Origin of the sequence: Pseudorhodoferax sp. Leaf265 (genome assembly GCF_001422365.1) — a bacterium.
Classification (GTDB): Bacteria; Pseudomonadota; Gammaproteobacteria; order Burkholderiales; family Burkholderiaceae_C; genus Pseudorhodoferax.
Map to the genome: position 1 here is coordinate 407,136 of NZ_LMMT01000036.1, position 14,712 is coordinate 421,847.

Sequence of the window (14,712 nt, forward strand, 5' to 3'; positions counted from 1 at the left end):
GTATAGCCGGCACGTCTCCCAATCTCCCTCCTCCAGACTCCATGAAATTCCAAGGCTCGAACAACTACGTCGCCACGCAAGATCTGATGCTGGCGGTGAATGCGGCTGCCACGCTCAAGCGGCCGCTGCTGGTCAAGGGCGAACCCGGCACGGGCAAGACCATGCTGGCCGAAGAGGTCGCCAGCGCGCTGAACCTGCCGCTGCTGCAGTGGCACATCAAGTCCACCACCAAGGCGCAGCAAGGCCTGTACGAGTACGACGCGGTGAGCCGCCTGCGCGATTCGCAGCTCGGCGACGAACGCGTGAAGGACATCCACAACTACATCGTCAAGGGCGTGCTGTGGCAGGCCTTCACGTCCGAGCAGCCAGTGGCATTGCTGATCGATGAAATCGACAAGGCCGACATCGAATTCCCGAACGACCTGTTGCGCGAAATCGACCGCATGGAGTTCTATTGCTATGAAACCCGCGAACTGATCCGCGCCAAGCACCGGCCGCTGGTATTCATCACCTCGAACAACGAAAAGGAATTGCCCGACGCGTTCCTGCGCCGCTGCTTTTTCCACTACATCAAATTTCCCGATGCGGCGACCATGCAGCAGATCGTGGACGTGCATTTCCCCGGCCTCAAGAAGGAGTTGCTCACGGCAGCGATGAAGACCTTCTACGACGTGCGCAACCTGCCCGGCCTGAAGAAAAAGCCCTCCACCTCCGAGCTGCTGGATTGGCTCAAGCTCTTGGTGGCCGAGGACATCCCCGCCGAAGCGCTGCAGAGCAAGGACGACAAGGTGGCCGTGCCGCCGCTGGTCGGCGCACTGCTCAAGAACGAACAGGACGTGACCCTGTTCGAGAAGCTGGTGTTCATGCAGCGGAACAACCGCTGAACCGGGGACGCAAGGCCATGGCCTTCGCCGAACCCGTGACCCTGCGCGGCCAGCATGTGCTGCTGGAGCCGCTCGCCCCGGCCCATGCCGCCGAAGCCCACGCCGCCGCGCAGGACGGTGAGATCTGGAAGCACTGGTACACCACCGTGCCAGCGCCCGACAAGGCCGGCGCCGAAATCGCGCGCCGGCTGGACCTGCAGGCCAAGGGCAGCATGTTGCCGTTCGCCGTGCGCGACGCCCGCGGCGGCTTCGCCGGCATGACGACCTACATGAACATCGACGCGGGCAACCGGCGCGTGGAGATCGGCAGCACCTGGTATCGCGCCAGCGTACAGCGCACCGGCCTGAACACCGAGGCCAAGCTGCTGCTGCTGGGCCATGCGTTCGATCGGCTGCGGTGCATCGCGGTGGAGTTCCGCACGCACTGGTTCAACTTCCAAAGCCGGGCCGCCATCGCCCGCCTGGGCGCCAAGCAGGACGGCGTGCTGCGCAACCACATGGTGGCTCCCAACGGCACGCTGCGCGACACCGTGGTGTTCTCCATCCTCCAGAGCGAATGGCCCACGGTGCAGGCGCATCTGCGCTACCAACTCGACAAGCCACGCGCCTGAGCGCGAGGAGTCCGCCATGCTGATCGACTTCTTCTACACCCTGCGCTCGGCCAAGCTGCCGGTCTCGGTCAAGGAATACCTGATGCTGCTCGACGCGGTCAAGCAGGGCGTGGTGGGCCCGGCCAGCCCCGACGGCGCCTACGCGATCGACGACTTCTACTACCTGTCGCGCACCGCGCTGGTGAAGGACGAGAAGCACTACGACAAGTTCGACCGCGCCTTCGCCGCCTACTTCAAGGGCGTGGAGATGCTGGCCGACTTCACCAAGGACATCCCGCTCGAGTGGTTGCGCAAGAACCTCGAACTGGAGCTGTCGCCCGAGGAGAAGGCCAAGATCGAGAAGATGGGCTGGGACGAGCTCATGGAGACGCTCAAGAAGCGCTTCGAGGAGCAGAAGGAGCGCCACGAGGGCGGCAGCAAGTGGATCGGCACCGGCGGCACCTCGCCCTTCGGTGCCAACGGCTTCAACCCGCAGGGCATCCGCATCGGCCAGGAGAAGGGCCGCAACAAGAGCGCCGTGAAGGTCTGGGACCAGCGTGCCTACAAGGACTACGACGACAGCCAGGAGCTGGGCACGCGCAACATCAAGGTGGCGCTGCGCCGGCTGCGCAAGTTCGCGCGCGAGGGCCACGAGGAAGAGCTAGACCTGGACGACACCATCCGCTCCACCGCCGCCAACGCCGGCTACCTGGACATCAAGATGGTGCCCGAGCGCCACAACAACGTGAAGGTGCTGCTGCTCATGGACGTGGGCGGCACCATGGACGAGCACATCGCGCGCGTGGAAGAACTGTTCTCGGCCACCCGGACCGAGTTCAAGCACATGGAGTTCTACTACTTCCACAACTGCGTCTACGACTTCATGTGGAAGAACAACCGGCGGCGTTTCTCCGAGAAGTTCGCCACCTGGGACATCCTGCGCAAGTACAACAAGGACTACAAGCTGATCTTCGTGGGCGACGCGACCATGAGTCCTTACGAAATCTTGCAACCTGGCGGCAGCGTGGAATACAACAACGAAGAGCCCGGCGCCGAGTGGTTGCAGCGCCTCACGCACGCCTTCCCCAAGTTCGCGTGGATCAATCCCGAACCCCAGGGTGTCTGGCAATACCGCCAGAGCATCGGCGTGATCCAGCAGCTCATGAGCAACAGGATGTTTCCCCTGACGCTCAAAGGGCTCGAGGAAGCCATGCGCCTGCTGTCAAAATGATTTGATGTTCCTGGCGGTTGCGAAGCGTGCGCCGGCCCTGTGGCCGGCGTTTTTGTTGGTGGTGGTTCTGGTGCTTCCGGGCTGCGGCCTGCTGCGCACCGCCCCCGAACCAGCGCCAGCCAATGCCAGCGGAGCCGACGGCACCCAGGTCATGCCCAGCGAGGCCGCCGCCAAGGACGCGGACAAGGCCGACGGCAGGCGCGACAACTTCACGGTCGACGTGCGCGGCCCCGATCCCGCGCGCGCGCTGCTCGAGACCCACCTGGATCTGCAGCGCTACCGCCGGCTCGACGCGCTTTCCGTGGCCGAGATCTCGCGCCTGATGGCCGCGGCCGAGCCCAACGCGCGCCAGTTGCTGGGCACCTTGGGCTACTTCACACCGACGCTGACGCTGGAGTTGCAGGACACCCCCGGCGGCGAGCGCGCGGACCATGCCGTGCTGATCACCGTCGACCCCGGCCCCATCACCCAGGTGGGCGAGGTCAGGCTGGACTTCAGCGGCGCCATTGCCGCGGAGAACCCGCAGGCCGAACGCCGGCGCAACGCCATCGAGCGCAACTGGTCGCTGCGCAGCGGCGCGGCGTTCACCCAGTCCGACTGGGACAGCGCCAAGAGCGCGGCCCAGCGCCAGCTCACGGCACGGCGCTACCCGCTGGGCCGCATCGCCGACAGCCGCGCCCAGGTCGATGCCGACCGGCAGCGGGCCGACCTCGGGGTGCAATTCGACTCGGGCGCGGCCTACCGCTTCGGCGACCTGCAGATCCGCGGCAGCGAACGCTACAGCCCGCTCAACGCGGTGCGCATCGCGCAGCTGCCCACGGGCCAGGAGTACGACCAGCAGAAGCTGCTGGACACGCAGGCGCGCCTGGCTTCCAGCGGCTTCTACGAATCGGTCTTCCTGACACTGGACACCGACGGCACCGACCCGCAAAACGTGCCCGTGATCGCCCAGGTGCGCGAGGCACCGCTGCAAAAGCTCGTGTTCGGCGTGGGCTACACCACCGACACGGGGCCGCGCCTGTCGATGGACCACATCCACAACAAGATACCGCTGCTGGACTGGCGCGCCGTGTCGCGCCTGTCGCTGGACAACGAGAACCAGTCGCTGGGCACCTCGCTGTTCGGCCTGCTCGACGCGCGGCTGTGGCGCTGGTTCGGCAGCGGGCTGGTGCAGCGCGAGCGCTCGGGCAGCTTCGACGTGCTCTCGGGCAGCCTGCGCTATGGCCGCAGCAAGTCCACCGACCACATCGACCGCAGCTACTTCGCGCAGTACGACTACGCGCGCAGCTCGGGCGCGGATGCACCGCCGCCGGCCTCCACCGTGAGCCTGAACTGGGGCTGGACCGGCCGCTACTTCGACAACAACAGCCGGCCGCGCCGCGGCCAGGGCCTGCAGCTGGAGGCCGGCGTCGGCACCACGCTGCTGGGCGGCCAGTACCCCTACACGCGCACGGTGGCGCGCTGGCTGGGCTACGTGCCGCTGTACCAGGTGCGCGCGGGCGGCTCCACGGACACCGAGACGCGTGCACGCCGCGCACGCCTGCAGCTGCGCGCCGAAGCCGGCGCGGTGGTCGCCGCCGACGCGGCGCAGATCCCTTCCACCCAGCTGTTCCTGACCGGCGGCGACACCACGGTGCGCGGCTTCGGCTACCGCCAGATCGGCGCGAGCTACGTCAACGACTCCACGGTGGCCGGCCGCTACATGGCAGTGGGCAGCGTGGAGCTGCAGCATCCCATCGTCTGGAACGGCGCCCTGACGGACTTCGAGGCCGTGGCCTTCGTCGACTCCGGCTCGGTGGCCGACCGCGCGGCCGATTTCCAGTACAAGGTCGGCGCCGGCGGCGGCATGCGCTGGTACAGCCCGGTGGGGCTGGTGCAGGCCGACATCGCCCACGGCTTCGGCGAGGGCGGCATCAGCATCCACCTGCGGCTGGGGTTCACGTTCTGATGGCGCCCGTCACGCCCCCCACCCCAGCCGCGCCGCCCAAGCCGCGCCGGCGCCTGCTGCGCGCGCTGGGCTGGGGCGCGGCCGGCCTGGGCACCGCCATCGTGGCGCTGGGCGCCTATGGCTGGTGGTGGAGCGGCCAGCCCCAGTCGCTGCCCACCGTGCTGTCGTTCGCCAGCCGCTACCTGCCAGCCGGGCAGACGCTGCAGACCCGCGACGCGCAAGGCGCGCTGCGCCACGGCGCCAGCATCGCCTGGCTGCGCTGGCAAAGCCCGGCGATGGCCGTCGAAGTCACCGACCTGCACCTGCGCTGGCGGCTGCGGCCCCTGCTGGCGCGCCGCGTGCAGGTCGACCAGTTCCAGATCGGCAAGCTGCAGCTGGTGCCCGGCGCGCCCCAGGCCGAAACCACGCCGGCAGAGCCCCTGCAGCAGCTGACGCTGCCGGTCGAGATCGCGCTGCCGTTCGACGTGCGCGAGATCGTCTACGGCGCCGACCCGGCCGCGCCCACGCTCACCGTGCAGTCGCTGGCCGGCCACTACCGCTACACGGCCGGTCACCACCAGCTCAAGCTCGACGGCGTGGAGGTGGCCGACGGCCGCTACCAGGGCCAGGTCGCGCTGCAGGGCGCCGCGCCCATGGCCATCGATGCGCAGCTGCGCGGCGAGGTGCGCGCGCCCATGGTGGGAGGCAGCGCGCCGCTCACGGTGCTGGCCGAGGCCACGGTGCGCGGGCAACTCGCGCAGCCGGACGGGCAGCTCCAGGTCACGGGCCAGGTCGCGCCTGTCGGTGGCGACGAAGGCATGCGCGCCACGCTGGACGCCGACATCGCACCCTGGCAAACCCAGCCCGTGCTGCGCGCGCTGGCGGATTTCCAGCGCATCGATGCCGCGCGCTTCGTGCCCGGCGCACCGCGCACCGACCTGTCCGGCACGCTGAAGGCCGGCCCCGTGCCAGCAGCCACGCCCGGTGCCGCCACGGCCTGGCAGGCCGAAGTGCAGGCCCGCAACGCGCTGTCCGGCCCTTGGGACCAGCAACGCCTGCCGCTGGCCGGCGTGCAGGCCACGGCCCGCCTGGACGGCCAGGACTGGACCGTGCCGCAGGCCGAACTCGAACTCGGCAAGGGCCGCATCGCGCTGCAGGCCAGCTACAGCCCGGCGCCGCTGCGCTGGCAGGCCGAGGCACGCATCGAGCGCGTCCAGCCCGCCCTGCTGTACTCCACGTTGGACGCCGCGCCGGTGTCTGGCACGGCCAAGGCCGACCAGCAGGACGCCGTCGTCCGCTTCGATGCCGGCCTGCAAGCCGCTGCCGCACGCGCCGGCACGCCCGCCGCGCCGCGGCTGGACCTGCTGCAGGCCCGCGGCCTGTACCGCACCGCCACGCAGCAGTTGGAACTCGACGCGCTGCGCATCGACGCCGGCCCGGCGCGCGTCGCGGGCCAGTTGCGCGCGCAACTCGACACACGGGCCGGCGCCGGCAAGCTCGAGCTGCAGGCCCCTGGCCTGCAGGCCCAGCTGGAGGGCGACGTCGCCGCCACGCGCGGCCAGGCCCAGGCCCGCGTGAACCTGCGCGACGCCGCCAGCCTGCAGCGCTGGCTGTCCAGCCTGCCCGGGTTGGAGAAGGCCTTCGCCGGCACGTCGGCGGCCGGCAATGCGCAGCTGGACCTGCGCTGGCAGGGCGGCTGGGCCCAGCTGCAGCAGCAGCTGGCCCAGCCCTCCACCGTGCAGCGCGGCCTGGCCATCGGACTGGCACTGGATGCGCCGCGGCTGGACCTGCAATTGCCCGGTGCCGACCCGGCCACGCCCCGGTCCATCGCGCTGCGCGACATCGCCGCGCGGCTGTCGGGCAGCCCGGCCGACGCGCAGCTCGCCGTGGACGGTCGCGCCGCCATGGGCCCGCAACAGTTCCGCCTGCGCACGCGCGCCAGCGGTGGCATCGCAGGCCGCGACCAGTGGCGCCTGGCCGTCAGCGAACTGCAGGCCTCGGCCAGCGGTGTGGCGGGGGGCACGGAGAAGCAGCCCTGGCAGCTGGCGCTGCAGCAGCCACTCTCGGCCATGCTGCGCCGGGGCGCTTCCCAGCTGTGGCAGCTCGATGCCTCGGCCAGCAGCGCCACCTTGCAGGGCCCTGGCCCGGACGCGCTGCAACTGCAATGGCAGCCGCTGCTGCTGGCGCAGACGGCAGGCACGCCCACACCGGCCTGGCAGCTGCGCGGCAGCGGCCGCGTGCTGGGCCTGTCCATGGCCTGGGCCGAGGCACTGGCGCCCCAGATGGCCCAGAGCGGCATCAGCGGCGACCTGGTGTTCGATGGCGACTGGAACGTCGACACCACCGGCCCGCTGCGCGCCAGCGCCAGGCTGGTCCGGCGCAGCGGCGACCTGCTCGTGCGCGCCGGCGAGGGCGCGCTGGTCCGGCGCATCCACACCGAGGGCACGGGCACGGCGCGCGAAACCACCATCGACAACGGCCGCCCGGCCGATGCGCCGGCCACGCCGGCCGGCATCCAGCGTGCCGAACTCGTGCTCAACGCCCAGGGCGAGGACGTGCGCGCCCAGCTGTTCTGGAACAGCACGCGCGCAGGTGAGGCGCAGGCCGACGTGCGCACGCGCATCGCCATGGCCGGCGGCAGCTTCGCCTGGCCCGAGGACGCGCCGCTGACCGGCCGGCTCACGGCCCGCGTGCCCAACGTCGGCGTGTGGTCCATGTTCGCGCCGCCGGCCTGGCGCATCGATGGCACGCTGGCGGCCGATGCGGCATTGGCCGGAACGCGCAGCGCGCCGCAGTGGAACGGCACCCTGTCGGCCGATGGCCTGGCCGTGCGCGCCGCCGTCGAGGGCGTGGAACTGAAGGACGGCCGCCTGCGCGCGCGGCTGCAGGGCAACCGCCTGACGCTGGACGAGTTGACGCTCAAGGGCGGCAGCGCCAGCCGCGTGCGCATCGCGGGCCCGGCCGGCAACCTCAGCACGGTCAGCAGCGAGGCCGCCCGCGACGGTGGCGAATTGCGCCTGTCTGGCAACGTGCAATGGGATGCCGCGGCGGCCGACCAGTCCGGCATCGCGATGGACCTGAATGCCGATCTGCGCAGCCTGCGCGTGCTGGTGCGCAGCGACCGCCAGGTCACGGTCTCGGGCCAGCTGCAGGCGGGCATGGCGCAGGGACAGATCCGCGTGCGCGGCGCGCTGACGACCGACCGCGGCGTGGTCATCCTGCCCGACGAGACCGCGCCCACGCTGGGCAGCGATGTCAGCGTCCGCTCGGCCGCGATCGATGCCGAGGCCCGCGCCCGCCAGGCGCGCGACAAGGCCAGCGCCGACGCCGCGGCCGCCAAGCAGGCCAAGGCCCAGCCCGCCAAGCCGCCGGACATCGCCGTCAGCCTGGACATGGGCCGCGACTTCGCGGTCCAGGGCCATGGCCTGACCACGCGCCTGGGCGGCAAGATCGACATCACGGCCAACGCCAACAGCGGCGGCCAGCCGCGCGTGACGGGCGAGATCCAAACGGTGCAGGGCCGCTACCGCGCCTACGGCCAGCAGCTGGACGTGGAGTCGGGCCTGGCCCGCTTCAACGGCCCCTACGACAACCCCTCGCTGGACATCCTGGCCGTGCGGCCGAACCTGGAGCAAAAGGCCGGCGTGCACATCACCGGCACGGCGCAGTCGCCGCGCGTGGCGCTGTATTCCTCGCCGCAGCTGACCGACGCCGAAACCCTGTCCTGGATGCTGCTGGGCCGCTCCACGGCGGGCGGCGGCGCCGAGGCGGCCGTCATGCAGCAGGCCGCGTTGGCGCTGCTCGGCGGCTTCGGTCCCAAGGGCGGCGGCGGCAACTTCGCCAGCCGTTTCGGGCTGGACGAGATCGGCTTCAAGGGCGCGGCCACGGGCGAGGACGCCAGCGGCTCGGCGCTCACGCTGGGCAAGCGGCTGACCGACCAGATCTACGTGACCTATGAGGCCAGCCTGGCCGGCAGCCTGGGCACGCTGTACATCTTCTACGACCTCACGCGCAACCTCGCGCTGCGCGGCCAGGCCGGCCTCAAGAGCGGCGTGGACCTGATCTACACGCTGAGCTACGACTGATCGCCCCCCTCTGCGGGCCCCCTACAATGCGCGCCCGCGCCTCCTCGTAGTTCAATGGATAGAACGAGTGCCTCCTAAGCGCTAGATACAGGTTCGATTCCTGTCGAGGGGACCAACAACCTGTTGATTTCACAGGCGGCCAAAAAGAATCGGGACGGCACCGGGACACGCAGGCCTAAGCCTCATTGTTGCCGGTTCAAGAAAGGTGCCATGAAACGTGTGGGGGTCATCGAAGTCATCAGCCGCGCGGAGCAGGGCCGGACGCAGCCCTATCTCTGCCGCTGCGACGATGGCCACAGCTACTACGTTAAAGGGAGGTCGGCGAACCGGCGCGGGCTGGCTGCGGAGGTCATCTGCGCGCAGTTGGCAACAGCCCTGGATCTCCCGGTTCCGGAAGCAGTCATTGCTGAAGTACCCGACGAACTGATCGAGGCGTCTAAGGCTGCGGGCATCTCGCTTGACGAGCTAGGCCCTGGCCCTTGCTTCGGCTCTCAGGTGGTGCAAGCAGTGGAGTTCACCATGTCGCACAAAAGCGAAGTGACGCCGCTCCTCAAGCAGTCGCTGGCAGTGTTCGACTGGTGGACCCGAAATGAAGACCGAACGCTTACCGCATTCGGTGGCAACGTCAACTTGCTCTGGCGACTCGACGCTGACGGCGGGCTGGTGGTGATCGACCACAACCTGGCGTTTTCTGAGTTCTCCCCTCAGCGATTCCTTGACACCCACGTTTTTGCCGACACACTCGTGCAGGTTGCCGAAGACATGCACGCGCAGACGGACTGGTCGCTCAGGTTGGGCGGCGTCCTCGCAGGCTGGGACAGCATGTGTAGTTCCATACCTAGCGAGTGGAATTACATTGATGTCGAGCAAACCGTGCCATCTGACATTAATCTAGAAGCAACTAAAGCACTGCTGGACCGTTGCGAATTCGACGGTTTTTGGAATCTCAAATGACTGCCGCCTGCCACTACGCAATTGTGCGATTCATGCCGTTTGTAGAAACGGGTGAGTTCGCCAATGTGGGCGTCATTTTGTTCGCCCCAAAGGACAGATTCTTCGGCTTCAAGCTGCAAACCAAGCGACACGCGCGCATAACGAACTTCTTCAACCAGCTGGACGGGGCGGTATTCCGCGCCGTGATGCGCCAAGCTCGAGAGGAACTGCAGAGGGTCGCGGAGGAACTCAAGCCGATCGGCATGGACCGACGCCTGAAGTCGTTCGACCAAACCGCTGCCATGGCGTTGTGGCACGAGCTCACAAAGCCATTGGCCAGCGTGCTCCGTGTCAGCGAGCCGCGGATCTTGATGACCGACAACGCACAGGCAAAGCTGAACGAACTTTTCTCGTTTTACGTCGAACGTGATTTCGTCACGAAGGAGTATCAAGAAAAGATCCTGCTTCGTGCGGTCCAAGGCATTCTCAGGAAGGTTGGAAAGGCTGACGACTTTCACCAGATGAAAATTGGGGACGAAGGCTATAGCGCAACGTTTCCATTGGTAAACGCCAACGCTGAAGACGAGCCCTTGAAAATCATCAAGCCTCTGTCGCTTGTTCACGCGGATGCCTCCCAGATCCTTGACCATGGGGCTGCTTGGCAGCATCGGATTCGAACGCTGCAGCGCCGTGAGTTGCTGCCCGCTCCTGTCCTCGTTGCTGTGGAAGGTCGGCTTGAAGACGATACGCGACAAGCGGCTGCACGACGCGAGGTTGTTGAGGGCTTCCGTGAGCTGAACGTCCAGGTTGTGCCATCAACCGACGAGCCTGCAATCGAAGAGTTCGCTCTGCGTTCTGCATAAGCACCTGGATCAGGCCTCTCGGGGCCTGATCCAGTGCACCCACAGCCCTCGCATTCACGCGAAGGCGTACAGAACCGACACCGCGAAGATCCCCCACTGCTCGGCCTTCCAACTCACCCAGAACTAGAACCGCGGGCCGAGTAGGTCGAAGGCCGAGTCCCGCGTGACGGTGTTGCTGCGCTCCTGCGAACACCACGCCGCCGTGGCGTCAAGGATGGGGATCGCGATCTGGTCGATGGGCATGGATGGACTCTCTGTGTTTCTGGCTCGTGACACCGGGCGAAGCGCCATCTACAAACGAAAAACCCGGCCGAAGCCGGGTCGTCGCTCAAGCGAGTCGCTCAGCTTTGCTTGCGGCGGCGCAATGCGGCAACGCCGACAAGACCCAGACCCAGCAGCGCCAGCGAGCCAGGCTCGGGCACTTGAATGGCTTCGCTGGTGATCACCAAGTTGAAGTTGACATCGGTCGTCTCGAACTCTTGGGTGGTGAAGCCCATGCACCCGGCGCCGGCACCCGCCGCGGCGCAAACCGCGGGGTCGAGCGTCGCCAGTTCCGGAGCTGCAAAGAAGCTCACAAAGTACTGGAAGCCATCGTAGACGAACGACGCGTTCAGCGAGCCTGAGATCACGAAGATGTCGTCGCAGGGAACTGCGCTGACAGCCGCGCAGGTGCCTGCCACGTTCGGGGTTTCGGAGAAGTTGATGGTGTACGGCGCAAGGAACGACTCGAACGGCAGGCCGGAGCCGGTCGGACGCAGTTGCAGCTGGGCATCGATCTGCGTGCTGCGCAGCGAGACGCTGTTGCTGCCCAAGTTGCCGTTGTTGATATGCGTGTAGGTGTTGGCCATCATGGACGCGCCATCGGTGGTCAGCATGCCGCTGCTCGGCGTGTTGGAGATCTGCAGCGCGCTACGGTTGACACCTACTGTGCCACCCGTCGCGCCCCAGCTGATCTCCTGCGAAGTCGCCACGCCGTCGCTCGAGGCGCGGCCTGGCTGGAAGGTGGTTGCGCCGACGTTGAAGGCACTGTCAACTTGGAAGTCCCACTGCATCACCTGAGCTGCGGAAGCAGCGGATACAGCTACTAACGCCGCTGCCGCGACGGTGAGCTTTGCAAAAGAGAAAGGCATCGAGTGCTCCGATTAGTTTTTCGCCCCCAAATGGAGGCTTTGCGTCGCATGCAGGCTTGATGCCCAAATCAGAAACGCTAACGCAATCAAAGATCTTTGTTTCAGAAACGCAATTGAATCGGGCAATATGACAAGCGATTCGACATTGAAACAGAACAAATGTCCTACACAATGAAAGCATATTTGCCTACATAAGTACCTATTTTCTTGCGCATACGTGGGAAATGCGCGGTTTTCTCCTATAAGCGCAGTGCTAAGCGGCGGATGTCGCCCCGCTGATGTGACCGCGATCACAAGCAAATCAGTAACGGATAGTTACCATGGGTAGATGGAAACCGCGATCCCCTGGCAGGTTGCCGCCTTTTGGGCCCTGCTGACGACGCTGGGCGTTTGGGCCTGGGTGCCCGCCCACTGGCATGCTGCAGCCCGCACTACCCTGGCCGGCCGCGCGCTGTTCGTCGCCTTCGCTTTACTGACGGTGGCCGTCTACGCCAGCATGCTCACATGACCACCATCCCACCCCGCCTGCAGTTCTTAAACCGAAGCTTGCCTGTAGTCTGCCGCCTACAAACCGAAACACAGGTCCAACGTCCACGCAATTGCTATGTGTCAGGTGGTCGTGAACTACTACTCGCTTTGCCTGCGCAAGAATTTCTGGCTGCCTTTCTTGTGCAGTTTTTAAGCGCCGGGCACCGCAAAAAACCGCAGACTGGCAGTTCTGCAAAGGATAGATATGCTGGAACTGCTGAAGGGCGCGTCAGAAGCGGAGCGAGAGCGCCTCCTTGCGTTGGAGGCAACGAAGCTCGTCGATTCGCCTGCGACAGAAGACTTCGACCGGATCACGCGGCTTGCCGCCGCGCTGTTCAATGTTCCGACCGCTCTGATCTCGTTGGTCACGCACGATCGTCAGTGGTTCAAGTCCAGGGTTGGCATGGAAGCAGCGGAGACCGAGCGAGGGGCAGCGTTTTGCGATCACACGATCCGCTCGCCCGATGTGCTGGTCGTAGAGGACGCGGCCAAAGATCGACGCTTCAAGTTCAACCGCTTGGTCTGTAACCAGCCTGGGATCAGGTTCTACGCCGGCGCACCGCTCATTACGCTAAGCGGCCACGCGCTGGGCAGCCTGTGCATCATTGACACCAAGCCAAGGCAGCTTTCCGACGGAGAGGCCGCCCAGCTCAAGGACTTGGCTGCACTGGTCATGGCACAGATCGAGCGAACGGTGTCCGTCGGACGCGTGCATGAGGTCACACACATGCCAAACCGAGCGCAGTTGCGTTCTGATTTGCACGATCTGGCCCTGACCGCTGACTCTGGCGCACGGGTGTTAGCCCTGGTGGACATCATGAGCGGATCGCAGGTGCAAGCGGCGCTCTTGGCGCTCGGCTTGTCCGCTCTGGAGCGCTCTGTTCGCGTTATCGGCGGCCGGCTCGCAAGCTTGGTGGGCTCCGACACGACTGTCTACCACGTCAGCGAAACGCGCTTCGCCTTCATTCTGAATGCCGGCCAGCAGGACGAAGCATCGGTCAAGCTGGAGTCGCTCATGGCCCAAATGCACGAACCGTTCAAGTTCGCTGGCGTCGCATTCACGCTCGAGGCTCGGTGCGGCGCCCTGATGTTTGACCCGGCCGCAGACCGAGGTCACGATCTGCTTCGCATGGCCACGTCTGCGTTGGTGCAAGCGGCCACCGAAAGTGCCATGTTGCGCTGGTATGCATCCGAGATGGACACGCCACACCGCAGGGCGTATGCGCTGGTGCAGATGCTTCCTGAGAGCTTGGAGAGCGGCGAATTCCGGCTGGTCTATCAGCCCAAGCTGGATGTGACGAAGAATCGGGTTTCCGGCGTCGAGGCCCTGTTGCGTTGGTCGCATCCTGTAATGGGGTCAATCTCCCCTGCCGAATTCGTCCCGGCCATCGAGAAGACCGCCGCGATCCATCAATTGACGGAATGGGTATTGAACGCAGCCCTCGCGCAGAACGCCGACTGGCAACGCCAAGGTGTGTTCATCACAGTGGCCGTCAACGTTTCTGCCAAAAATCTGGAAGCTCCCGGATTTGCGGACAAGGTTCGTGAGGCCTGCGACCGGCACCACGTAGATCCACGCTGGCTCCACATCGAGTGCACCGAAAACTCCGTGTTGACCGGCTCCAGAACAACCGAAACCTTGCAGAGCATTGGGAAGCTTGGCGTGCAAATCTCACTAGACGATTTCGGGGTCGGCTATTCAAACATCGCGTGTTTAAACCGCCTGCCGGTGTCACTGCTAAAACTGGACCGCTCGCTAATCGCCCCGATTGCGACAGACTTTCGGGCGTGGACGCTCGCGCAGTCGCTTATTGATTTCGGGCATTGCCTGGGCTACCGGATGCTGGCCGAAGGAGTAGAAAACGCCGAAACATACAAGATGCTCGTCGAAGCCGGATGCGACGCGATCCAGGGGTACTTCGTGTCCAAGCCAATTGAGGCATCAGAATTGCTGCCATTTCTACGTACCCAGATGCCCGCTCGATTGTTGTTGAGTTGAGACGTCGCACACCGCGCGAGCGGTTATTGGCTAACGCGTTCCCCAGCCGGTCGCGCGGTTCCCGCCCCCCTGTTCGGACAGCTCGGATAGTGGTGAAGCAGGCCCGCACCCGGGCACTTCCGTTGACAGCTCCAGCAAAGTCGCAACGTGCGCGAACGCGTCGGCGCCTTCCGCGACTCCTTGACCCGCGCATCCGGCCAAGCAGGGCAGCGCTCGCAAGGCGCGAAGTTTGTCTGGCATGTTGATCGGCGCGTTTTCAAAGTTGCGCTGCAGTTCGGTGAAAGTTGGAGAAGTCCATCGTCCCAATGCAGGACGGCAGTCGTCAAGGGCGACCTGTTGCGCAAGATGATGCGGCTTTCTCCGACATGTCGTCACAGAAGTACCCAGCGTAATGGGCGATTTCTAGGGAGTTTTGATGCCTCTGCAGCTCTTGCGTGAACTGGCTGTTGATTTCCACGCAGAACTGACCCACCGCCACGGGTAATTTCCGTCCAAATCTGACCCACGTAAGAACCCTAACCTGCTGCTTTTAGTGGCAGGAG

General features: G+C 65.8%; 10 protein-coding genes and 1 tRNA gene. 10 read left to right on the forward strand and 1 reads right to left on the reverse strand.

Annotated elements, in window-relative coordinates; translation table 11 throughout:
• The first annotated feature begins 41 nt into the window (after positions 1-41).
• From ASF45_RS25475 to ASF45_RS25510, 8 genes are all read left to right on the forward strand, one after another.
• Positions 42-884 carry a MoxR family ATPase gene (locus tag ASF45_RS25475; protein ID WP_056669914.1) on the forward strand — a complete coding sequence of 281 codons (843 nt, stop codon included), beginning with the start codon at positions 42-44 and terminating at the stop codon, positions 882-884.
• A gap of 17 nt (positions 885-901) precedes the next feature.
• Entirely contained in the window at positions 902-1,495 is a 594-nt protein-coding gene (locus tag ASF45_RS25480) for a GNAT family N-acetyltransferase (protein WP_056669917.1), read from the forward strand.
• A 16-nt stretch (positions 1,496-1,511) separates the two neighbouring features.
• Positions 1,512-2,705 carry a VWA domain-containing protein gene (locus tag ASF45_RS25485; protein ID WP_056669919.1) on the forward strand — a complete coding sequence of 398 codons (1,194 nt, stop codon included), beginning with the start codon at positions 1,512-1,514 and terminating at the stop codon, positions 2,703-2,705.
• A 4-nt stretch (positions 2,706-2,709) separates the two neighbouring features.
• A complete protein-coding gene (locus ASF45_RS25490; protein WP_056670057.1) occupies positions 2,710-4,653 on the forward strand; it encodes an autotransporter assembly complex family protein in 1,944 nt (647 codons plus the stop codon).
• On the forward strand, positions 4,653-8,717 hold the full coding sequence (locus ASF45_RS25495) for a translocation/assembly module TamB domain-containing protein (protein WP_056669922.1): 4,065 nt from the start codon (positions 4,653-4,655) through the stop codon (positions 8,715-8,717). Before ASF45_RS25490 ends, ASF45_RS25495 begins: the two co-directional genes overlap by 1 nt.
• Positions 8,718-8,757: 40 nt before the next feature.
• Positions 8,758-8,832: transfer RNA gene (locus tag ASF45_RS25500), tRNA-Arg, on the forward strand.
• Positions 8,833-8,927: 95 nt separating this feature from the next.
• Complete coding sequence (locus ASF45_RS25505; protein WP_063887780.1) at positions 8,928-9,671, forward strand: HipA family kinase; 744 nt, start codon at positions 8,928-8,930, stop codon at positions 9,669-9,671.
• Positions 9,668-10,513 (forward strand): DUF3037 domain-containing protein, encoded by an 846-nt coding sequence (locus ASF45_RS25510; RefSeq protein WP_056669928.1) that lies wholly within the window; start codon positions 9,668-9,670, stop codon positions 10,511-10,513. The genes ASF45_RS25505 and ASF45_RS25510 overlap by 4 nt, the downstream gene beginning before the upstream one ends.
• Positions 10,514-10,854: 341 nt before the next feature.
• On the opposite strand, the gene ASF45_RS25515 is transcribed toward ASF45_RS25510, so the two are convergent.
• Positions 10,855-11,643 carry a THxN family PEP-CTERM protein gene (locus tag ASF45_RS25515; protein ID WP_082551260.1) on the reverse strand — a complete coding sequence of 263 codons (789 nt, stop codon included), beginning with the start codon at positions 11,641-11,643 and terminating at the stop codon, positions 10,855-10,857.
• A 328-nt stretch (positions 11,644-11,971) separates the two neighbouring features.
• On the opposite strand from ASF45_RS25515, the gene ASF45_RS25520 reads away from it, so the two are divergent.
• Together ASF45_RS25520 and ASF45_RS25525 are read left to right on the forward strand one after the other, a co-directional pair.
• A complete protein-coding gene (locus ASF45_RS25520; RefSeq protein ID WP_056669934.1) occupies positions 11,972-12,151 on the forward strand; it encodes a hypothetical protein in 180 nt (59 codons plus the stop codon).
• Between the two features lie 225 nt (positions 12,152-12,376).
• Positions 12,377-14,170 (forward strand): sensor domain-containing phosphodiesterase, encoded by a 1,794-nt coding sequence (locus ASF45_RS25525; protein WP_056669937.1) that lies wholly within the window; start codon positions 12,377-12,379, stop codon positions 14,168-14,170.
• The last annotated feature ends 542 nt before the right edge of the window (positions 14,171-14,712 follow it).

What these genes read in the sequence shown, in the direction of transcription:
- ASF45_RS25475 (WP_056669914.1), top strand. Translation starts at nt 42, where the DNA reads ATGAAATTCCAAGGCTCGAACAACTACGTCGCCACGCAAGATCTGATG.
- ASF45_RS25480 (WP_056669917.1), top strand. Translation starts at nt 902, where the DNA reads ATGGCCTTCGCCGAACCCGTGACCCTGCGCGGCCAGCATGTGCTGCTG.
- ASF45_RS25485 (WP_056669919.1), top strand. Translation starts at nt 1,512, where the DNA reads ATGCTGATCGACTTCTTCTACACCCTGCGCTCGGCCAAGCTGCCGGTC.
- ASF45_RS25490 (WP_056670057.1), top strand. Translation starts at nt 2,710, where the DNA reads ATGTTCCTGGCGGTTGCGAAGCGTGCGCCGGCCCTGTGGCCGGCGTTT.
- ASF45_RS25495 (WP_056669922.1), top strand. Translation starts at nt 4,653, where the DNA reads ATGGCGCCCGTCACGCCCCCCACCCCAGCCGCGCCGCCCAAGCCGCGC.
- ASF45_RS25505 (WP_063887780.1), top strand. Translation starts at nt 8,928, where the DNA reads ATGAAACGTGTGGGGGTCATCGAAGTCATCAGCCGCGCGGAGCAGGGC.
- ASF45_RS25510 (WP_056669928.1), top strand. Translation starts at nt 9,668, where the DNA reads ATGACTGCCGCCTGCCACTACGCAATTGTGCGATTCATGCCGTTTGTA.
- ASF45_RS25515 (WP_082551260.1), bottom strand. Translation starts at nt 11,643, where the DNA reads ATGCCTTTCTCTTTTGCAAAGCTCACCGTCGCGGCAGCGGCGTTAGTA.
- ASF45_RS25520 (WP_056669934.1), top strand. Translation starts at nt 11,972, where the DNA reads ATGGAAACCGCGATCCCCTGGCAGGTTGCCGCCTTTTGGGCCCTGCTG.
- ASF45_RS25525 (WP_056669937.1), top strand. Translation starts at nt 12,377, where the DNA reads ATGCTGGAACTGCTGAAGGGCGCGTCAGAAGCGGAGCGAGAGCGCCTC.